This window comes from Amycolatopsis sp. TRM77291 (assembly GCF_054166285.1).
In genome coordinates, this window is the sequence record NZ_JBSZHF010000001.1 from 1,039,027 (window position 1) to 1,058,809 (window position 19,783).

The 19,783-nt window shown below is 69.9% G+C and carries 17 protein-coding genes; 5 read left to right on the top strand and 12 right to left on the bottom strand.

Annotation, left to right across the window (positions count from 1 at the left end):
- Window positions 1-4 precede the first annotated feature (4 nt).
- Window positions 5-820 (bottom strand): glycosyltransferase, encoded by an 816-nt coding sequence (locus ACXIZN_RS04995; protein WP_457952780.1) that lies wholly within the window; start codon window positions 818-820, stop codon window positions 5-7.
- Between the two features lie 324 nt (window positions 821-1,144).
- On the opposite strand from ACXIZN_RS04995, the gene ACXIZN_RS05000 reads away from it, so the two are divergent.
- Window positions 1,145-2,554: an exopolysaccharide biosynthesis polyprenyl glycosylphosphotransferase gene (locus ACXIZN_RS05000; RefSeq protein ID WP_457952781.1), complete on the top strand. Its 1,410-nt coding sequence runs from the start codon at window positions 1,145-1,147 to the stop codon at window positions 2,552-2,554.
- Complete coding sequence (locus ACXIZN_RS05005; protein ID WP_457952782.1) at window positions 2,536-3,840, top strand: putative glycoside hydrolase family 15 protein; 1,305 nt, start codon at window positions 2,536-2,538, stop codon at window positions 3,838-3,840. Before ACXIZN_RS05000 ends, ACXIZN_RS05005 begins: the two co-directional genes overlap by 19 nt.
- Here the strand turns inward: ACXIZN_RS05005 and ACXIZN_RS05010 are convergent.
- The 9 genes from ACXIZN_RS05010 to ACXIZN_RS05050 are packed head-to-tail and all read right to left on the bottom strand — an operon-like array spanning window position 3,790 to window position 13,689.
- Complete coding sequence (locus ACXIZN_RS05010) at window positions 3,790-4,938, bottom strand: glycosyltransferase family 4 protein (protein WP_457952783.1); 1,149 nt, start codon at window positions 4,936-4,938, stop codon at window positions 3,790-3,792. The genes ACXIZN_RS05005 and ACXIZN_RS05010 overlap by 51 nt on opposite strands.
- Window positions 4,935-6,044: a glycosyltransferase gene (locus ACXIZN_RS05015; protein WP_457952784.1), complete on the bottom strand. Its 1,110-nt coding sequence runs from the start codon at window positions 6,042-6,044 to the stop codon at window positions 4,935-4,937. Before ACXIZN_RS05015 ends, ACXIZN_RS05010 begins: the two co-directional genes overlap by 4 nt.
- Window positions 6,041-7,555 (bottom strand): oligosaccharide flippase family protein, encoded by a 1,515-nt coding sequence (locus ACXIZN_RS05020; RefSeq protein ID WP_457952785.1) that lies wholly within the window; start codon window positions 7,553-7,555, stop codon window positions 6,041-6,043. Before ACXIZN_RS05020 ends, ACXIZN_RS05015 begins: the two co-directional genes overlap by 4 nt.
- Entirely contained in the window at window positions 7,474-8,736 is a 1,263-nt protein-coding gene (locus ACXIZN_RS05025; protein WP_457952786.1) for a glycosyltransferase 87 family protein, read from the bottom strand. Before ACXIZN_RS05025 ends, ACXIZN_RS05020 begins: the two co-directional genes overlap by 82 nt.
- Window positions 8,733-9,614, bottom strand: coding sequence for a hypothetical protein (locus ACXIZN_RS05030; RefSeq protein WP_457952787.1), 882 nt, complete (start codon window positions 9,612-9,614; stop codon window positions 8,733-8,735). The genes ACXIZN_RS05025 and ACXIZN_RS05030 overlap by 4 nt, the downstream gene beginning before the upstream one ends.
- Entirely contained in the window at window positions 9,611-10,681 is a 1,071-nt protein-coding gene (locus ACXIZN_RS05035; protein WP_457952788.1) for a glycosyltransferase, read from the bottom strand. Before ACXIZN_RS05035 ends, ACXIZN_RS05030 begins: the two co-directional genes overlap by 4 nt.
- Window positions 10,656-11,867 (bottom strand): O-antigen ligase family protein, encoded by a 1,212-nt coding sequence (locus ACXIZN_RS05040; protein WP_457952789.1) that lies wholly within the window; start codon window positions 11,865-11,867, stop codon window positions 10,656-10,658. The genes ACXIZN_RS05035 and ACXIZN_RS05040 overlap by 26 nt, the downstream gene beginning before the upstream one ends.
- 11 nt (window positions 11,868-11,878) lie before the next feature.
- The gene (locus ACXIZN_RS05045; RefSeq protein ID WP_457952790.1) at window positions 11,879-12,850 is read right to left on the bottom strand and encodes a polysaccharide deacetylase family protein; all 972 of its coding nucleotides are present in this window, start codon (window positions 12,848-12,850) and stop codon (window positions 11,879-11,881) included.
- On the bottom strand, window positions 12,847-13,689 hold the full coding sequence (locus ACXIZN_RS05050) for a hypothetical protein (protein ID WP_457952791.1): 843 nt from the start codon (window positions 13,687-13,689) through the stop codon (window positions 12,847-12,849). Before ACXIZN_RS05050 ends, ACXIZN_RS05045 begins: the two co-directional genes overlap by 4 nt.
- A 452-nt stretch (window positions 13,690-14,141) precedes the next feature.
- Here ACXIZN_RS05050 and ACXIZN_RS05055 point away from each other — a divergent pair, with 452 nt between their 5' ends.
- Window positions 14,142-14,501 carry a hypothetical protein gene (locus ACXIZN_RS05055; protein WP_457952792.1) on the top strand — a complete coding sequence of 120 codons (360 nt, stop codon included), beginning with the start codon at window positions 14,142-14,144 and terminating at the stop codon, window positions 14,499-14,501.
- Between the two features lie 289 nt (window positions 14,502-14,790).
- Window positions 14,791-15,495 (top strand): hypothetical protein, encoded by a 705-nt coding sequence (locus ACXIZN_RS05060; RefSeq protein WP_457952793.1) that lies wholly within the window; start codon window positions 14,791-14,793, stop codon window positions 15,493-15,495.
- Between the two features lie 96 nt (window positions 15,496-15,591).
- On the opposite strand, the gene ACXIZN_RS05065 is transcribed toward ACXIZN_RS05060, so the two are convergent.
- Window positions 15,592-15,717, bottom strand: a complete 126-nt coding sequence (locus ACXIZN_RS05065) for a hypothetical protein (protein WP_457952794.1) — start codon at window positions 15,715-15,717, stop codon at window positions 15,592-15,594.
- Window positions 15,718-16,207: 490 nt separating this feature from the next.
- Window positions 16,208-16,516, bottom strand: a complete 309-nt coding sequence (locus tag ACXIZN_RS05070) for an ANTAR domain-containing protein (RefSeq protein ID WP_457952795.1) — start codon at window positions 16,514-16,516, stop codon at window positions 16,208-16,210.
- A gap of 924 nt (window positions 16,517-17,440) precedes the next feature.
- Between ACXIZN_RS05070 and ligD the strand changes: the two genes are divergently transcribed.
- The gene (ligD, locus tag ACXIZN_RS05075) at window positions 17,441-19,669 is read left to right on the top strand and encodes a non-homologous end-joining DNA ligase (RefSeq protein WP_457952796.1); all 2,229 of its coding nucleotides are present in this window, start codon (window positions 17,441-17,443) and stop codon (window positions 19,667-19,669) included.
- The last annotated feature ends 114 nt before the right edge of the window (window positions 19,670-19,783 follow it).

Consider the following 19,783-nt stretch of genomic DNA (forward strand, 5'->3'; position numbering starts at 1 on the left):
CGGATCACAGCTTCCGGTACGGGGCCGGGCTGAGCCGGTCGCGGACGAGTAGTTTGAGGTACTGCACGAGGGTGCGCCGGAGTTTCAGCTTGCTCGGCCCCTGCTTGCGGTCGTAGCACAGCACGAGCGGGATCTCCTTGATCACCGGGCCGCAGTGGCGGAGCTTCAGCAGAAGTTCCACCATGCAAGCGAAACCCTGCTCTTCGATGAGCCGGTCGCCCCAGTGCGCCGAAGCCCTCGCCAACAGCGAGGCGCGATACGCGCGATAGCCACTGGTGAAGTCGCGGACCCCCTCGACGGCCAGCGCGTGCTGGAACAGCCGGGCGGCGCCGCGGGAAAGCAGCCGCCTGACCGGCGGCGCGGTCCGGTCGTCGCCGCCCGGCACGAAACGTGAGCAGATCGCGACATCCGCCCCGGCAGCGATCTCTTCGCGCAATCGGCGGATCAGGCCGGGATCGTGCGTGTCGTCGGCGTCCATCACGACGACGATGTCGTCGGTGCCGGATTCCTCCAGTGCGGCGCGGAGACCGGATTGCACGGCGCGCCCCAGGCCCAGATTGACGTCGTGCCGGACGACGCGTACCTCGAGCCCGCCGTAGCCGGATTCGGCCACCGTCGCGGAGCGGTCGGACGAACCGTCGTCGACCACCCAGACGGTGAGCCGCTCGGTGAGCGCGGTCTCGGCGAGGCGTTCCAGTAATACCGGCAAGGCCTTCTCTTCGTTGAACGCGGGCAGGACCACATGCGCCCGGCCGCCCGTCCGCACCTCTCCGCGGTCAGGGTCCGCCCTCGTGGCCAGGACGGTTTCATTCACTGCCACGTTTCCCCTTCGACTCCTTGAAATGGTCGCGGGCCGTAAACCTCGGTTCGGCCGCCTGCTCATTTTCGGCTATGTTGATCCCTTTCTTTAGTGGCGTCCCACGTCCCCCGAAAGGAGGGGTGGTCCTGAAAACACAATGCGCTCACCGGTATCCCCTGAAAGGTGCATTCGCGGCGTTCGTCCGATCGGGTCGGCCGCGCGGAAAGCAGGGAAGAAGGCAGCGGACCGAATCGGACTTGGTTCGATCGGCTGGTTTGTGATGAAGGTGGAAAATATCGTGATGACGAAATCGTCCCGTGGCGTTCACCGGGGAGAGTCGGCGCGGTGACCGAGCTGAGAACTCCGTCGCTTCCCCGGCCGGCCCGTGCCCGGTCGTACCGGCGACTCGCCGCCACACGCCGGAGACGGCCACTGCTGGCGCGGGTCAATGCCGTCATGGTGCTGCTCGTCGCCGTCGACGTCGTCGCCTGGCTGGTGGCCGCGCGGACGGCGGACGTGACCGTGCCGGAAGCGTTGCTGGCCGGAGGGATTCTCGGCGGCGCACGGGTCGCCGGACGGGTGCACCGGCGCCGGTTGTGGTTGTCCTGGCTACAGGATCTGCCGCGATCGGTGGCCACTTCGGGGATCGCGTTCCTGGTGGTCTCGTGTCTCGAGCCCGCGACCCGGCCGGAGATCTCGGGAATGCACGGACTGGTGGTGGGGTTCGCGGTGCTGAGCGAATGCGCCCGGCCGTGGGTCTTCGCCTTCGGACGGTGGGGGCGCAGACGGTTCCGCCGCTGCGACCGCGCCATCGTGGTAGGTGACGGCGACAGCGGCGGCGAACTGGTCCGCACCATGTCACGGCATCCGGAATTCGGCCTCGTGCCGGTGGGATTCGTTCCCACGGGCCCGGTCACGGAACCGTTTCCCTTTCCGGTGGAGCTGATCCGCGACGGACTGGCCGAAGCCATCATCCGCCACGGCGCGGGCACGGTCGTGCTCGCGCACGACGGGGAGGGCGACGGTTCCACCGTCGACGCGGCCGTCACCGCGCATCGGCTCGGCTGCGTCACCCTCGTGCTTCCCCGGTTGTTCGCGCTCTGCCCGGACCGGTTCGGAGTGGACCGGCTTCGCAGCTATCCGTTGATGCGATTGACGGGCTCGCCGACGCGCCGGCCGAGCTGGCTGGTCAAGCGGGTGATCGAGACGGTCCTGGCCGCCTTCGCGCTCGTGGCACTGGCGCCGCTCATCGCGCTGTGCGCGTTGGCGGTCGTGGTGGAAAGCGGGTTCCCGGTCATCTTCCGTCAGGTACGCGTCGGCGTGGACGGCCGTACCTTTCTGCTCTACAAACTCCGCAGTGTCCGGCAGGAGTCGGTCGACGACTCGGCGACGCGCTGGTCGGTGGCGGGAGATCACCGCGTCGGGCCGGTCGGCCGCTTCCTGCGGAAGTCCTCTTTGGACGAACTTCCCCAGCTGTGGAACGTGGTGCGCGGCGACATGGCGCTGGTCGGTCCGCGTCCGGAGCGGCCGGTGTTCGTCGAAGAGTTCTCCGCCGTCCACGATCTCTACTGGGCCCGCCATCGGGTACCGACCGGGTTGACCGGTCTCGCCCAGGTCCACGGCCTGCGCGGTGACACCTCGATCGCGGACAGGGCCCGCTACGACAACTACTACATCGCCAACTGGTCACTCTGGCTCGACCTCAAGATCGTCATTCTCACGGTGGGAGAACTGTTTTGCCGAAGGCAGCGCTGAGGCGCGCACATCCGGTCGCCGTCCGGCTCGCCGTCGGATGCGCCACGCTGGTACTGACCGCGGGATGCGTGACCAGCTCGGCCGGAGAAAAGGCGGCTCCACCGCCGAAACCACTGGCACCGTGCGCCTGGTGGTACGGGATCGGGCAACCGCCGACCGCGCGCGAACTGGAACTGGCCGCCAAACGATACGACGTGGTGGTGCTCAACGCGGACCAAGGCGCGGCGATGCGGAAGCTGCGCGAGCTCAATCCGCGCATCAAGGTGCTGGTGTACAAGGACTTGTCCAGTACACGCAACTACGCGGGAGCGGTGATCGGCGGCGAGGACGCCGAGTTCCTGCCGAGCGGGATCGGGTACGTCGCGGCCCAGCGCACCCATCCCGAATGGTTCGCGACCGACACGCGCGGACGGCGGATCGAGTGGCAGGGCTACCCGAAGCACTGGCAGATGACGGTCTGGGATCCGGCCTACCAGAAGGCCTGGGTCGACGCCGTGGTGGCCGAGGTGACCAGGGAGGGCTGGGACGGGATACTGGCGGACAACGATTTCAACTCCTTGAGCCACTACTCGGCGGCGCTCCTCGCCGGCACCACGACCGCGGCGGAAACCGACCGGAAGCTGCGTGACGGGCTCGACGCCTTCCTGTCGCTGATCGGGGAAGCCGTGCAGAAGACGGGGAAGTTGTTCGTGCCGAACGTTTCGGAGACTCATCTCATGCCGGGACGGTGGACGGCGCATTCCCGCTTCGGTGGCGCGATGGAGGAGAACTTCGGCTTCCGCGAAGACGGGGGGACCGGCGGCCTGCTCACCTTCCGCGGTAACGAGTTCCAGGAGCTGCGTGCCCAAGCCGCGCTCGGGGAGTCGTTGCTGCTGCTGGTCACCCGGACGAGATCCGCCCAGCAGGCCCGGGCAGGGTACGCGAGTGCCGCTCTGCTGGCGGGTCCCCGGACGTGCTGGACCCCGGCCACCACGGACGACTACCGCGACCCCGAGTGGTCCGCCCTGCAGGACAGCGGCCTCGGCGAAGCCGTCGACGCCGCGGGGCGGCAGCCCAACGGGGTGTGGACCCGGACGTTCACCAACGGCTGGGTGGCGGTGAACCCGACGGCGGCGACACAGACCGTGACGCCTCCCGAAGGTCTCGTGGTGGTGGGTCCGCGGACCGCCGCGACTTCTCCGGCCAAGGCTTCGTCGACCGCGCCACCTTCGTCCCCGGCACCGCCCGCTCCGATCTCACTGGCCGCCGCCGACGCGGTGGTGATGGTCGAACCCGGTGAGGGATAGGGCGGATCGGTGGAGCAGCGACGCGTACAGGTCGAGGTGCCGTCGCGCGCAGACCTCCGGCGTGTACCGCCGGGCCCGGGCGGCGAGAAGCACGCCGGTCCGGGCCGGATCCGGATCGGCGAACAACGCGCGCAGCCGTTCGGCGAGCGCGGGGACGTCACCCGGTGGCGCCAGCGGTGCCGAGCCGAGCATGTCGGCCACCCCGCCGGTGTCCGTGGCGACGACGGGCTTTCCGGCGGTCATGGCCTCGGCCACGACCAGCGGCTGCTGTTCCATGGCCGAGGGCAGCACCAGTGCGTCCGCCTTCGCCAGCAGCGCGGGGACGTCCGGGCGGAATCCGAGGAAGGTGACCCGTCCCCGCAACGAAGGCGCTTGGGCCGCGCGCTCGGCGTCCGCCCGTTGCGGGCCGTCACCCACCACCGTCAGCCCGGTGCCGGGCGGGAAGGCGCCCGGCTCGGACAATGCGGCGAGCAGGTTCAGGATTCCCTTCCGCTCCACCAAAAGGCCCACGAAGATCAAGTGCCGGACCGGACCCCGCGGGGGTTTCGCTTCGGCAGGCTCGACACAGTTGTCGATCCGCGCCAAACGGCTCTCGGGGATCCTCAGCCGGTCACGGAGGAACCGCCCCATCGGCTCGGCGGGCACGACGGTGTGGTCGAGCACGCGGGCCACGGTCGCGTCGCCCGCCAGAACCGCCCGGGTGTAGGCGGACGGCCCGGCCGCTCCGCGCTCGCCGCGGAACCACGGCTCGGTCACGTCGTCCGGAACGCCGTGGTAGGTCTGCACGAGAAGTGGCCGTGGCCCGCGGGAGAAACGCATACCCGCGAGGATGAGGCCCGAGCGGCGATCCTGGGCGTGCACCACGTCCGGCCGCCACGCGCGGATCGCCGCTCGCGCGCGACCGGCGGCCGCGAGATCCCGCTTGTCCGCGACGAGAAGCCGTTCATGGTCGCCTCCCAGCAGGCCGGCGTCCCTGGCGGGGACGGGGCCGAAGACCCGCACCTGGACATCCTGGCGGGGCATCGTCGCGGCGAGCCGCACGGTGACGTCGACCGGGCCGCCCCGGTCCTGGGTCAGCAGATAAGCGACGCGTTTCACCGGATTCGCTCCTTCGAGGCGAGTTTTTCGACGAGGACGGAGATCTGGTCGGTCATCCGGCCGCGGTCGAAGGCCAGTTCGGCCCGCCGTCTCCCGCGTTCGCCTTCGAGCCGGGCGGGTCCGGGTTCGGTGAGCCGGACGGCCACCGCGTCGGCGAGCAGGCTCAGGTCGCCCGGAGGCAGCACGACTCCGGCGCCGTCGACGCTTTGGCGCATTCCGCCGACGTCGAAGGCCACCACCGGCCGTGCGCAGGCCATGGCCTCCAGGGAGACGAGTGCCATACCTTCGGCACGGGAGGGGAGCACGACGACGTTCGCGGACGCGTAGAACGCCGCGGGGTCGTCGGTATGGCCCGCCCACCGCACCGATCGGTGGGACGCGACGGGGTGACGGTCGCGCCACACGGCACCCATCGGCCCGTCCCCGGCGAGGACGAGCAGCGCGTCGGGCACGCGGCGCAGCACTTCCGGCCAGGCCGACAGCAATTGGTCCTGTCCCTTGAGTTCGGCCAACCGGCCGAGGCAGACCGCGATCGGGGCCCGGTCGGGCAGACCGAGCCGTCTTCTCGCGGCGACCCGATCGCGTGGAGCGAACTTCGCCGTGTCGACGCCATTGCAGACGACTTCCGCGTCCGCGGTGATCCCCGCTTCCCGGCCGGCGGCGAGTTCGTCGTCGCTGACGCACACGACGAGGTCGGTCCAGCGGGCGGCGAGCCGTTCCCACGCGGTGGACGCCTTCCGCAGGGGCCCGCGGACGGTTTCGAAGGACCACAGGTGGGGTTGGAACACCGTGGGCCGCGACCCGCGCAGGGCCAGCCTTCCCGCCAGCCCGGCCTTCGAACTGTGCAGGTGCACGACATCCGGCCGCAGTTCGGCGAGAACGCGACGCAAGCTCGCCGTTTCGTCGATCACTCGCGGGCCGGGAGAACGGGTCGCCTCCCAGGCGCGTACCGCGATCCGGTGCGACCGCGAGTGTTCGGCGAGCCAGCCCGACGGCGGGCAGACCACGGTCACCGACCAGCCGCGATCCCGTTGGGCCACCGAGAGTTCGAGGACCACCGCCGCCACTCCCGCGGTCACCGGCTGGGAAACATGCACGATCCTCACCGCGGCCGTCCCCGGCGCAGCGCGAGAAGTTCATGGCGGTGGAAGGCCAGCGTCGCCGCCGTGTACCCGGCCATGAGCACCAGTCCCTCGCCCAGCGCGCCCGGCACCGAGTCCGCGGGTCCGAACGATCCCGCCTGGTCCAGGAGAACGGCGGGCAGCGCGCCGAGCACGCACGCGGTCAGGACACGCGACACGATCCCGGTGAGTTCCTGCACCGGCGGCGCGGCTTCGAGCCGCGCCAGGACGTGCCAGGCGATGGGGAGCATGAGCCAGGCCGCGGCGAACTGGACCGCGGCCACCGCTTCGATTCCGAAGGGGGTCAGCAGGGCCAGCCCGGCGACCAGCAGCCCCAGATGAGCGCTCTCCAGCGCCAGGTACCGCCGGGCGTGGCCGGTCGCCTTGACCGCCTGGTACCAGATCTGCAGCAGGCAGATCCCCAGGCCGTAGCCGCAGAGCAGGACCAGCGGCCCCGCCGCGTCCGCCCATCGCGCGCCCAGCAGCACGACACGGTCGGCGAGCACGGCGAGGGCGAGATACAGACCGCCGGTGAGCACGAGGACGGCGCGGGTGAACCGGGAGACCATCTCCCGCAGCGGACCGTCTCGACGGCACAACCGCGTGAACACCGGGAAGGCCACCGCCCCCAGAACGATCGCCACGGTGATGTAAGGAACCCAAGCCAGCCGGTAGGCCAGGGAGTAGACGCCGACCGCTTCCGGCCCGAGGAGACGTCCCACCGCGAGGTAATCGAGGTTCACGAGCAGTGCCGCCACGACGGCGGCCGGTCCCACGACCGCCACCCAGCGCAGCGCTTCCACCGCCGCGCGGGAGTCCCAGCACGGCCGGATCCCGCCACCCATCAGCGTGCCGAGCAGGGGCTGGGCGACCGAGGCACAGACGAAACCGGCCACGAGCGACATCGGCCCCGCGCCGCCGAGGGCGAACACGATCGTCACGGCCGCCCCCAGCACCGCGCTCCCGCCGTCGGGCACCATCCGCCGCCGGAAGTCCAGCTCCCGGTGCAGCAGAGCCAGCTGGACCCCGCCCGCCGCCGCGAACGGCAGGCCGAGCGCGGCCAGGCGGACCGGACCGGCCGCGTCCGGGACGCCGAGCGCCTCCGTGACAGGACCCGCGACGGCGACGAGGAGGACCCCCAGTAGCAGGCCGGCGCCCACGCTCAGCGTCAGCACGGTCCCCGCCATCCGGCGGGAATCCCGTTCGGTACGGCTGATCACGTCGTACACGCCGATCGACTGCACCACCTGGCCGAGGTTGACCAGCGACACCGCCAGCGCCACGACACCGAGTTCGCCCTCCGTCAGCAGCGCCGCCAGTACCAGGGTGACCAGCATCTGACTGCCCTTGCTGACCAGGTTGACCGCGCCGAGCCACAGCGAGCCGCGGGCGGCCTTCGTACCGAGCCCTCCGGTCATCGGCCGCCACCGGCCGCGATCGGCGGGGCGAGGCGCGACCGGGACAGCCGCGCCGCCGCGCAACTCGACGCGCACCACGCGAACACCACGGCGAGACCGTCGACCGTGACCGCCACTCGCGGTCCGAACAGCGTCACCAACGCGGAGTCCACTGTGTACAGATGCGCGAACGGAACCGCCACCGCGAGCACCGCGAGCCCGGCCGTGCCCCACCCCGGCTCGGACCGATGGCGCCACCACAGCACGGCCACCGCCGCCGTCGCGGGTACGGCGATCAGCACGTCCCCTGGCTGGTGCACCACGCAGACCACCACGGCCAGACACGTCAGAAGATCCGCGACCGGCGACGCCCGGTCGAGTCGCCGTACGAGCAGCACGCTCGTGACGAGCACTACCGCCAGAACCGCCAATTCGATGCCCGCGGGCGCCCAGCCGGTGACCCGGAACAGCACCGCCGCGACGTCGATCCGTTGCGCGGTCGGGGAATCCACCGCGCCGTAGGCGGTACCCCTGGCATGGGTGAGGTTCGCGGCGACGACGTCGGCGAACGCGCCGATCCCGCCGGCCCTGGCCACCAGCAGCACCACGACCGGCAGGCTCGCGACCGCCGCGATCGCGGTCCCGGCCAGCGCCACCCGCCGAGAGCCACGGGCGAACAGCAGGATGGCGAGTGGAAACCCGAACTGCGGTTTGAGCCAGGCGAGCGCGAGCGCCGCCGCCGCCCAGCCCGGACGGTCCCGGCAGAAGAGCAAAGCCCCTGCCACACCGACGGCGATCAGCGGATTCACCTGGCCGACGTAGAGCTGGGCCTTCCCGACCTGACTGGCCACCAGCAGGGCCGCGACCACCACCGTCGTGACCACGAACGGGACGGTGACGAGCCGCCGGACGGCGTACGCGGTCAGCGCGGCCAGCGCCACCAGCAACAGCAACGAGAACACCGAGAAGGCCACCGCGCCAACCCGGTAACCGGGCAGCGCGAACGGTAGGTGCGCCACGAGGTGGTAGGGCTGGTAGAGGTTGAAATCCTGCCGCACCGGCCAATGCGCGAACATCGCGGCGGGGTCGTAGGGGACGCCGCCCGCGAGGAACTCCCGGATCGGGTAGTACAGCGCGTCGCGGAAGTCTTGCGTGCGTTGCTCGGCGGGATCCGCTCGCCCCGGCACCGGCACCTGCCACGACGGCGCGAGCGCGTGCCAGGCGCACAGCGACCCGGCGATCGCGGCGACGATGAGGACCGACCGCTCTCTCGCGGTCACGTCAGCACCACCGCGACGAGTACGGCGTCGGCGGGCAGTACACCGGCCACCGAGGTCAGCTCGTCGTGCCGTCGTCGTCCGGCGACGGCCACCACCGAGGTGCCGTCGCGGTCCGCCGAAAGCGTGGCCGCCAGCTTGGCGGCCGCCTCACTGAATTCCGGGGCGACCGGGACCACGCGGAGCGGCCGGCCCGTCGCGAGACCGAGAACGGCCAGCCGGTCGGCGGCCGCCGGATCGTCACCGCGCAGCACCGCCACCGGCCGGTGGATCCCCGCGGCGAGCAGCGCGCGGCGGACGGACCCCCGTCCACCACCGAACCGCGGCGAAGGAAGCCGGCAGAGCGCGGCCACCGCGAGTCCGGCCGCCACGGCGGCGACCAGGGCGAGCCCGGTCACCAGCGAACCGTCGGGCGAGACCGCGGCCACGTCGGCCTTGGCGTCCAGTGGCCGCAGCCTGCCGGCCGGAGCGAGCAGGCGCGCTTCGGCCAGCGCCTTGCCCAGCGCCGTGACCGTGGCACCGGCCTGCTCCGGTGACGCCGCCCGCACCGACAAGCGCGCCAGACCGGACGCGGGCACCAGTTCGACCGAGACACGCCGGCCGAGTTCCTCCGGCGAGTGACCGGAGAGCGGCGCCACCGCCTGAAGCACCGAGGGACTACGGGCGAGTTCGACGAGTGCGGGCAGGGTCAGTGAGACGACTTCGCCGTACTGCGCGGCCGAGCCCTCCGCCTCGATCGCCGGTTCGGCCAGCAGGCTCATACGTCCCTGGTACTGCTCGCCGCGCGACAAGCCCACCGTCAAGACCAACGAGCCGATCAACAACCCCGCTGCGGCGCTGAAGGCCACGGTACGCGGGATCCTGGTCAGAAGCTGTTTCACCGCTTGCCTTCCAGCGTCGTGCGGAGCAGTTCGTCGTAGGCCTTCATCACCGTGTGCGGGTCGTACTCCCGCTGGATCTTCCGTTGGCCTTCGGCGCCCAGGGAATCCCGAGTGGACTTGTCGCGCAGCAGCGGCCGCAGAGCCTCCGCGACGGCTTGCGGATCACCGGGCGGCACCACCACCCCGGCCCCGCCCGACAGCACGTCGCGGACGCCGCCGACGTCGGTCGCGACCACCGGGCGACCGGAGGCCATCGATTCGAGCACGGCCAGTGGCAGGCCTTCCCAGTCGCTGGTCAGCACCGTCAGATCGGCCGCCGCGAGAAGATCGGGAACGTCTTCGCGGGTGCCCAGGAACCTGACCTTTCCGCCCACCCTCTCGTGGTGCTCCTCCAGCGCGGCGCGAAGTTTCCCGTCTCCGGCCAGCCACAGCACCGCGTCACCGTCGAGCCGTGCCCAAGCGTCCAGCAGCACGTCGTGACGTTTCTGCGACTCCAGCCGGGCGAGGCAGAGCGCCACCGGAGTCCCGTTCGTGACGCCGAGCGAGGCCCGCACCTCCGCCCGGCCGAAGTGGGGACGCCTGGTGAACACGGCGTTGCGGATCACCACCGGCCGCCTCACCCCCGCTCCGGCCAGCTGGTCGGCCGTCGCCGGGGAAACGGCGACCACCCGGTCCGAGGTGCGCCGGACGATCCGCGCGGCCACCGCCACTTCGTCGTCCGCGACGCCGTGGAAGACGGTCACCAGCGGCCGCCGCCGTCCAGGGGCGAGGGCGAGGCGGGCGACCAGGCTCGCGCCGACGTTGTGCGCCACCACTATGTCCGGGCGGAACCGGGCGATGGCCCGCCGGACCGCCCATGCCGCCCGCAGCACACCTCGCCTGCTGCGCAGGGCGAGCGGAATCGGGAAAACCGCCACGCCCTGCGCGGCCAGCTCGTCGGCCCGGAACCCGCCACCGCTGGCGACCGCGGACGTCCAGCCGTACCCGGTACCGCGGCCCGCCATTTCCGCCACCAGGGTTTCGGCCCCGCCGGCGCCCATCTCACTGATCACGTGCAGGATCCGCATCGGAACCGCCTTTCCTTCCGTGAACCCGGTTCTCGGCCGCCACGGCACACGCGGCCAGTGCCCACAACGGCAGGTAGTACTGCTCGGAGAGGAAGGTCGAGGTGACCAGCACGGCCAGCAGCGACGCCTGGATCACGACCGCTTCCGTCCGGGCGGAGGGGGTGCCCGTCCGGACGGTCCGTTCGCTCGCCGTCACGGCGATCCCGATCACCGCGGCGAACAGCGCGAAACCCGGCAGGCCCAGCTCGGCGGCCACCTCGAGATACATGTTGTGCGCCACCGGTGTCTGCTCGTCGAGCTCCGCGTTGTGCGACGCCGCGGCGTACTCTTCACGGAACCCGCCGGGGCCGACACCCAGCACCGGATGGGAGGCCACCAGCCGGGCGGCGGCCTGCCAGCGCAGCTCTCGCGTGTCTACATTGGACGCCGCGATATGGGTCTTCTCCTGGAACGCCCGCTCGATCCGCGGTCCGGCGAACAGTGTCGCCGCCAGGCACAGCACGCCGGCCGCGATGGCCGCGACGGCGAGTAACCGCCAGGACAGGACGCGGCGCAGGAACAGCCAGCCTGCCGCCGCCGCCAAACCCAAGGCGCCGCCGCGCGAGAACGTCGCCGTCGCGCCGGCCACCACCACCGCGCACACGAGGGGCACGGCGACCATTCGCCGGGGAGTGTCCCGGCGGACGAGGCAGAGCAGCGGTACCGCGGCGACGAGGAAGTAGGCGAGATCGTTCGGATCCTCCAACGGGCCGCTGGCGCGTGCCTGCCCGTCGACGAAAAGGCTGTACAACGCGCCAAGCCCGGCCACGGCGGCTCCCGCGGCCATGGCCAGCAGCACGCCGCGGATCGGCACCTCCCGGCGGGCGACATCCGCCAGCACCACCGTGAGAACGAGGAACGGCAGCCAGCGTGCGGTGTACTCCGCGGTGAACGCGCCCGAAGAATGGGCCGCCGCGGTGATCGTCACCACCGTGCCCAGCAGTGCCACCACGACGTGCAGCGGTGCCGGTCCTGGGGTTCGCCGTTCCTGGACGCGGACCGCCAGCCACGTGGCGACGAACAGCGCGGGCAAGACCTTGCCGAGATGCGGATTCGCGGCTGTCAGATAGCCCTCGAGGGGAGCAGACGCCACCGTGGCATACGCGAGAGCGCGCAGCGCCGCCGCCCGCGTGTCCTTTCCGGGCACCGTGGAGACGATCATCTTCCGGCGTCCAGCCGGGTCACCGAGCGCTCTCTGCGCGGATCGGTCCGATGCACGTGTTCGCCGGTGCCGACGACGTCGAAATGCTCGCGCAGCGTCCGCAGGACCCACGCCAGCCAAGCCACCTTCCGGCTGCCCGGTGTGGCCATTCCGGGGAAGAACTCCATGCCGGGGGCCTCGGCGCCGCCGAGGACGTCGGTGGGATGCAGCAGAAGGGACGGTGAAACCCCCCGGAACAGGCACAACCGCAGGGCCGTCTTGAAATACCCGCGAGCGAGCCGTGGGGAGACCTCATGGAGCCGCAGAAGGTACGAGCCGTGGATCGGGGTCCGTACCAGCGGCATCGTCGTCACCGGGAGTTCCACGAGGGAACAGCCGTCGATCGTCCGCCACCGATACGCGTGCACTGGAGCCAGCACCCGCGCCACACCACCGAACAGCTCGTCGCGACCGTCGCCGTCGTCGTTTCGGGAAGCCGTCCGATTGTGATAGGCACGGGCCAGGGGGCCGACCCAGGTAGGGAGTGTGCTGGCGTCGTAGGCGTATCCCCGTTCGGCCAGGACTTCGACGAGTTCGCGGGTGAGGCTGAAGCCCGGACCGCGGAAGCCGAGGGGAAGCGGGCCCCCGGCGGCGACGATCGCGTCGTCGGTAAGCCGCAGTTCCTCTTCGAGACGGGCTCGCGAATAGCGGTGGAGCCAAGGCTCGTGACCGAACGAATGATTGCCGATCTCGTGGCCCGCCGCGACGATCTCGTTGACGGCCTTGGCGCCGTCCTCACGGACGACGTCGGCGCCGACGGCGAACACGGTCGTCGTCAACCGCAGATCCCCGAAGATTTCGAGCAACCGCGGCACCGCCGAGGGCAGAAAACTGGGGTACCGGTCCCACTCGGGATCGCCATGGGTCTTGAGGTACGCCCACAGGTTGTCGAGATCGATCGAAACGCTGGCGAGCGGGCGCGCGGTCATGCGGTCTTCCCCGTCACGCCGGGCGCGAACGTCGTCGACCGCGCGTGCGAGCCGAGAACCAGTACACCGGCCACGACGGCGGCCAGCCCGAGGACGACCCAAGACCCGCTCCCGGCGGCGACTCGGTCGCCGAGCACGGTGAGCCCGGCGACGGAGGACAGGGCGATGGTCGTGGCCTCGGCGATCGCCACGACCGTCGTCGCGAGACCACGCTGCAGTGCGGCCGCCATCGAGGCCTGTCCGACGACGGCGGCGGCCAGCATCATCCAGGTCAACGGATTCGCGGGCAGCGAAAGGATTTCCTGGTGGGCCAGCGCCCGGCTGATGATCGCCACCACCGCGAACGAGACGCCGGAAACGACGGCGGGGACGAGGAAGGTGTCCAGCCGGCTCGTCCGTGTCGTCGCCACCACGGCGCCGATCAGCACGGCCGACAAGACCAGGACGGTGCCCGGCGACAGATCTTCCGCGACTGAGGGCTGGGACGAACCGGCGAGGACGATCAGCCCGGCCGCCATCACCGTCAGCGCCGCCCCCTCGATCATCCGTATCCGCCACTTCAAGGCCACGACACCGAACACGGTGGCCAGCCCGATCGCCGAACACGACGCCGTTTGGACCAGATACAGCGGCAAGGACTCGCGAGCGAAGAAGGCGAACGCGAAACCGCCCGCCTGTCCGGCGAAACCCAGTACGTAGATCCGGTCGGTGGCCAGCCTGGCGAGCAGCCCCAGACTCGTTCCCGGCCGGTGTTCGGCCCGTCGGGCGGCGACACTCTGGGCGACGATTCCCATCGCGTACAGCGCCGCGGAAATGACGAGTATCCCGTAAGCGACCACGAACGGCTCCTTCTCGCCACAGCACGAACAGGCCGGATTCGGCCACCTCATAGAGATGTCCGGAAGCGTAGAGACGTGAAGAACTCGCCACGTTCGAAGGACCGAACCGGGAAAGTGGTCACTCAAAGGAATTCTTCGTATCCGTTGTTGTGGTTCACAAGGGGAGTGGCACGAGACTCATGCGCGCCTTTGGGCACCGTGTGTAGCCGAATCCGGGGCGTGGGGCGGCTTGGCGGGCTCTGGAGTCGTTCGTGTGCACCGTTTGCGAAGGGCGCGGACGGCGGCCGATTCCCCGTTCGGGCTACAACAATCTCGGTCAGGCAGGGTTTCGAACCACACGATGATGGCACGAGCTGGTGATCCGCTCGCCGTTGTCGGTAGCTTTTGCGTCGCGGCACGCCGGTGTCCTTTTCGGCGTCGATGCCGTCTCATTTCCTATTCGAGGAGTGTTCATGCTGAAGAAGATCGGGTTCGTGACCGCCGCCGTGGCGGCCGGGGCGTTCCTGACAGGCGGGATCGCGGCCGCCGGAACACCGGACGACGAAGGTCACGGTCACCCCGTCCACGACGTGAGCGAGCAGGTCGGTTTGGCCAACCTGAACAACATCGACGTGCTGCACAACGTCAACGCCGTGGTCGGTGCGTGCGATAACAACGTCAACGTCCTGGGTGTCCAGGTCCCGATCCGTGACTCGCTCAACGGCATCGGCGTGCCGATCCTCTCGCCGGGGTCGCACGAGGCCAGCGGTGAATCGCCCTACAACTGCGCCGCGGGCGGCGTGCTGGACGGCGGGACGAACCAGCACAACTGAGTCCGGGTTCCCGTGGGTGTGCGGGAACCAGGACCAGAGACGGGTTCTCGACGATTCGCGATCGACAGACGTGCCCGGTGCGCCGCTCGGCGGTGGCGCACCGGGCTCTTCGTCGTTGCCGCGTATTTCCGCCGGCAGCGTGGGTCATCCGCTGCCGGAGCCGGGAAACGACAGCCGCTTCCTAGCCGGACGACGGCTTCGTACCGGGCCCGGGTGCCGTCGCGCCCGGATGTGACGGGTCTTGATCCCGCCGCGAATCATTTGCTCAAAGAACTAAGGAGTATCTCTAATGCAGAACTGGGTCAAATTCGTCGTCCGGACCACGCTGGTCAGTGGCGGTTTGCTGATGGTGGGGCCGGGTGTCGCGTCGGCGACGGAGAACGTGGACCCCGACTTGCCTGCGTCACTGGTGGACCAGCAGGTCGTCACCCCCGCGGTAGTGGTCCTTGGCGACTCTCTGCGTGAAGCGAAACCGTTGCAGCAGCTGGAAACCGGGGGCCGACGCGCGATTCAGCCGGTCGCCGACACCGCCAAGGGAGCGCCTGGCGCGGCGACACCGGCCGGGCCGGTCCACCCGGCACAGGTGACGTCGTTGCGGTCCAAGCCGCTCGCAGTCACCGAGGACGTGCTGGAGACAGAGACGCCTTCCCTTCCGCTCAGCGGCACTGTGGTCACCGATCCGCTCGACCCCGGCGCGGGCACCCGCGTGACCGCTGTCAACGCCGACGCTCCGGAATTGGGGAGCAGCCACAAGGTACGGGGAAGGTCCGCCACCTCGCGAAGCGCCGGTCTCGGGCAGGAGTCCGTCATTTCTCCGGCGAGTGTGTTGCGGGCGCCGAGCGCTTCCACGCTTCCGGTCGATATGCCCGTGAGCGGCCAGCTGCCCACGATCGAGCAGATCGCCTCGGTGGTACCGGATGCGTCCGCGCTCGACACGACGCTGGCTCCGCTCGGCTCGACCCTGCTCTCTCCGAAAACGCAGACGGGCCAGTAATCTTCTTCGAGCCAGGGGCCTGAATCCGAGCCGGCTCAGGCCCCTGGCCGGGCCCGGGCGGAAAGCGGGCCGAGGAGTCCGCGGTACAGAGCGGATTCACAACTGCATCGCGAACCAGATCGCCATCCATGCCAGGCAGCCCAGTGCCCCGCCGACTCCGAAGGCGAGCAACATCCTTCGCAAGGCGGCGATCTGGCCGGGCCGTCCGGCTGTCTCGGTCATGCCGGCGTGAATGTTCGTCATGCCCGTGTTTTCCCGGTGTCACCGCGTTTTACACCTCGTTTGCGCCAGGCCTTCGAGCAGCTCGCCGCGACGTCCACGCGGACCAGGGATGGAAGTGGCCGGTTCACGGTGTACGTCGCACCGTGAATGAAGCCGGTTCACGGTGTACGTCGCACCGTGAACCGGCCACGGCGGCCAGGCGGCGTGAACAAGGGGGAGGGTCGCGCCGCGGCCAGGTAACCCCATCCTGGGATCGCTGTGGGTATACCCCTGCGTCCAAGGGCGAGAAACCACCCGTCCGGGTTTCCCTCTGTTATCGGTGACATCGATGCCTGCGTTCAGGGCGGCCAGCGGAACGTTCGATGAAGACCTGTGGACGCATCCGTTTAACCGGCCCGAAAATGGACATTCATGGCGCACGGTGCCGTTCAGAGAAGAGCGGCGCCCGGTCCCGCCGGTCCAGTCCCTGTGTCCGGCGGGACGCGGTCACTCACTCTCCGAAGGATGAGCCCAGCACAGATCTTCGGGTCTCGTCCAGCACCGCCCGCACCGCCTCGCGATCGGGCAGGGACGGCTCGGCGTGGCCTCCCGAGGCGACGATCACCGTCGCCACGTCGTGCAGCTTGACGTTGGTGTGCTGGGATATCGACTTCAGCGCCGCGAAAGCCTGCTCGGCCGACCATCCGCGTAACAACATGAGCATTCCCTTGGCCTGTTCGATCACCGGCAGGGTCTCCATCGCCCGGCGCAGCTGGTCCCGCTCGACCGAGGGGTCCTTGATGTCCTCGTGTGCCGTCATGTCCTCTATTTCACCGCACTCCTTTGTGCGGGCTACCACCGCGCTGGCCGTCGGCGGGCGAACGCTCAATCTCGACGAAGGAACTTTTTGGCCCTGAGCAAGGCAGGCTGGAGTACGCGCCGGGGGTCGAGTCGCTGTCGATGTGCCGAGAAGATGTTCGCGAGCTTCGCGCGCGGGGAGTCGCCCGTCTGCCTCCGCTCAGGGGCGGGAGACGGAGTCGCCAGTTCTCCGGTGATCGATCCTGATTCCTTCGCGCCCTGGGCGGGTCGAACGGAATCCTCGGCCGACGACGGCACGTGTCCCTCTGACTCCGCGACCGGCACGGAGCTCGGAGCGGGGGCCGGTTCCGGGGTGGCGTGGGTCATCGCGGGTCGCCGGCGGGGCTGCGTGAGATTCTTCCGAGGCGGCACCCTCGATGGAGGGGGAGTGCGCTTGCCTCGTCCGCCGTCTGAGCGAGCGGCTCGCCGAGGCCTTCGCCGGCCGCGGTCGAGCATGTCGGGTGTGATCGCCGGGTTCATGAGCGGGGTGTGGGCGGCATCGGCGTTCGGCACAGCGGGCTCGTTCGCCACGGGATAGCGCGCGAACGCGTCGCCGGCCGGAGGACTGCTTCGGTGCCGAATTCGCAGAAGGCCATAGCCGCCGAGCAGTCCGAGAAGGCCGAGAAGTCCCCACCACGTCGTCATCGTCGTCCTCTTTCCCTGCGTAACCGGTGGAAAACGGGTGTCCCCTCCGCCGGCTTTCAATCGAGGAGGCCCCCGATCGTGCGGCTCATTCACTCGTACCGGGCAGGAAAGCCAGGGTGTATCGGCATGGTGCACGCTGAGCAAACGTTACGTCACACCGTCGTGACCTGCGTTTATCCGGCGCTGTTAGGCCAAGCGGGTTACGGTCGAACCGCGAATGGCGGGGTGACGGGAGCTCGTGATGGCGCGGAAGGCGGTGCGGGGTCCGGCGGGAGGCGGTGTTCCGGGGTGGGTGAGCCCGATGCTGGCCGGCCCGGACGGCGGCCGATTGCGGGAGGGGCCGGAGTGGGCCTATGAGTACAAGCTCGACGGTTACCGGGCGTGCATGAGGGTCGCCGCCGACGGAACCACGGTGTTGACCAGCCGCAACGAGGTCGACTTCACCCACGAGTTCGCGGACCTGGCCGGCGTCCTGACCGAGGCGCTCGACGGCCGGAGCGCGGTGCTGGACGGTGAGATCGTCGTCTACAACGACGCGGGCCAGATCGACTTCGGGCTACTGCAAGAACGGCGCGGCCGCTATCAGACTCATCGCAGCTCTGCTCGCCGTGATGAGCCGTTCGACGACGTCCCGGTCCGGTTTCTTGCGTTCGACCTGCTGCACCTTGATGGCACCTCACTGCTGCGCGAGCCGTATGACGAGCGTCGGCGGCAGCTGACCGCGCTGCCGATGCCGGATCCGTACCGGGTGGAGGTGGTGCGCGGGTTCACCTTCACCGATCTGGCCGCCGATCGCCGGACCCCGCGGCATTTGCTCGAGCATGTCGAGGCCAGCGGTCATGAGGGTCTGGTCGCGAAGCTCCGCACCGCGGCGTACACCCCGGGACGTCGCGGCAACGCCTGGCTGAAGCACCCGCTGATCCAGACGACGGAGGTGATCGTCTGCGGTTACCGGCCCGGGCAGGGACGGCTGAACGGGGTGATGGGCGGACTGTTGCTGGGTGCTCACGACCCCGGCACCGGCGACCTGGTCTACGTCGGTGATGTCGGCACCGGCTTCACCGAGGCCGAACGGAGCCGCCTGCAGGCCCGGCTCGACGTCCTCGAGCGGAAGCGGCACCCGTTCGCGGTGACGCCACCCAGGGCCGACACCGCGCGGGCGCATTGGGTGAAACCGGAGCTGGTGGGCGAGGTGGTGTACCGGCAGTTCACCCGCGGCGCCGGCCGCCTGCGGCATACCGCGTGGCGTGGACTGCGAGACGACAAGGAGCCCGGCGAAGTCCTGGCCCCGCAACGACGAGAGCCCGTCTCCGCCGAGGCTCGAACGGAGACACCTTCTCGGGATGCCGCGCGTCCGCGTGGGCAGGCACAAGGTGAACCGGTGATCGAGGACCGGCCCGCGGCCTCACCGGTGGCCGGGACCAAGATCACCGTCCAGGCAGGTGGCAGGCGGCTCACGTTGTCCAATTTGGACAAGGCCTTGTATCCGGATGGGTTCACCAAGGGTGAGGTCATCAACTACTACTCCCGCGTCGCCCCGGTCCTGTTGTCCCATCTGGCCGGGCGGCCGGTGACGAAGGGTGAGGTCATCAACTACTACTCCCGCGTCGCCCCGGTCCTGTTGTCCCATCTGGCCGGGCGGCCGGTGACGTTCATCCGCTTCCCGAACTACTACTCCCGCGTCGCCCCGGTCCTGTTGTCCCATCTGGCCGGGCGGCCGGTGACGTTCATCCGCTTCCCGGATGGTGTCGGCGGCGAGCAGTTCTTCGAGAAGAACGTTCCGCACGGTGCGCCCTCGTGGTTGCCCACCGTCCGGATCGCTCGCAGCGGGGCCCGCGGTTCGGGAGAGCCGATCACGTACGCCTTGTTGGACGAACTCGCGGCCGTGGTGTGGGCGGCGAACATGGCCGCGCTCGAACTCCACGTTCCCCAATGGACAGTCGATGGCGATGGGATACGCCTCCCACCGGACCGGCTGGTGTTCGATCTCGATCCCGGCCCGGGAACCTCGATCGTGCACTGCTGCCGTGTCGCCGAACGCCTCCGCGACGCACTGACCGAGGACGGACTGACGCCGCTGGCGAAGACCTCCGGCTCGAAAGGCATGCAGCTCTACTGCGCCATCACCACCGGCGACTCCACGGCACCGTCGGCGTATGCCAAGAAACTCGCGCAACGCCTGGCCCGGGAGACACCGGACCGGGTGACCGCGGTGATGGCCAAGGCCCAGCGGACCGGGCGGGTGTTCATCGACTGGTCCCAGAACAACCCCGCCAAGACCACCGTGGCCCCGTACTCCCTGCGCGGCCGCGACCACCCCACCGTGTCCACCCCGATCACCTGGGACGAAGTCCGCGCCTGCCGCCGCCCGGCGCAACTGGTGTTCACCGCGGACGACGTCCTCGACCGCGTCGACGACCACGGAGACCTGCTCGCCGGCCTGGACACCACGCGAGCGGCTCTGCCTTAGTGCGACCGATGCCGCCAACGCCGGGTGGCTGGAGTGCCTGCCGCTCCAAGAGGGTTCCCCGCGAACGCGTCAAACGGCGTGGGCCGGGCCGGCTGAGCGGCCCGGCCCACCGGT

Coding starts and splice junctions, on each gene's coding strand:
- ACXIZN_RS05035 (WP_457952788.1), bottom strand. CDS start 10,681: ATGCGGATCCTGCACGTGATCAGTGAGATGGGCGCCGGCGGGGCCGAA.
- ACXIZN_RS05045 (WP_457952790.1), bottom strand. CDS start 12,850: ATGACCGCGCGCCCGCTCGCCAGCGTTTCGATCGATCTCGACAACCTG.
- ACXIZN_RS05055 (WP_457952792.1), top strand. CDS start 14,142: ATGCTGAAGAAGATCGGGTTCGTGACCGCCGCCGTGGCGGCCGGGGCG.
- ACXIZN_RS05060 (WP_457952793.1), top strand. CDS start 14,791: ATGCAGAACTGGGTCAAATTCGTCGTCCGGACCACGCTGGTCAGTGGC.
- ACXIZN_RS05065 (WP_457952794.1), bottom strand. CDS start 15,717: ATGACCGAGACAGCCGGACGGCCCGGCCAGATCGCCGCCTTGCGAAGG.
- ACXIZN_RS05070 (WP_457952795.1), bottom strand. CDS start 16,516: ATGACGGCACACGAGGACATCAAGGACCCCTCGGTCGAGCGGGACCAG.
- ligD (WP_457952796.1), top strand. CDS start 17,441: ATGGCGCGGAAGGCGGTGCGGGGTCCGGCGGGAGGCGGTGTTCCGGGG.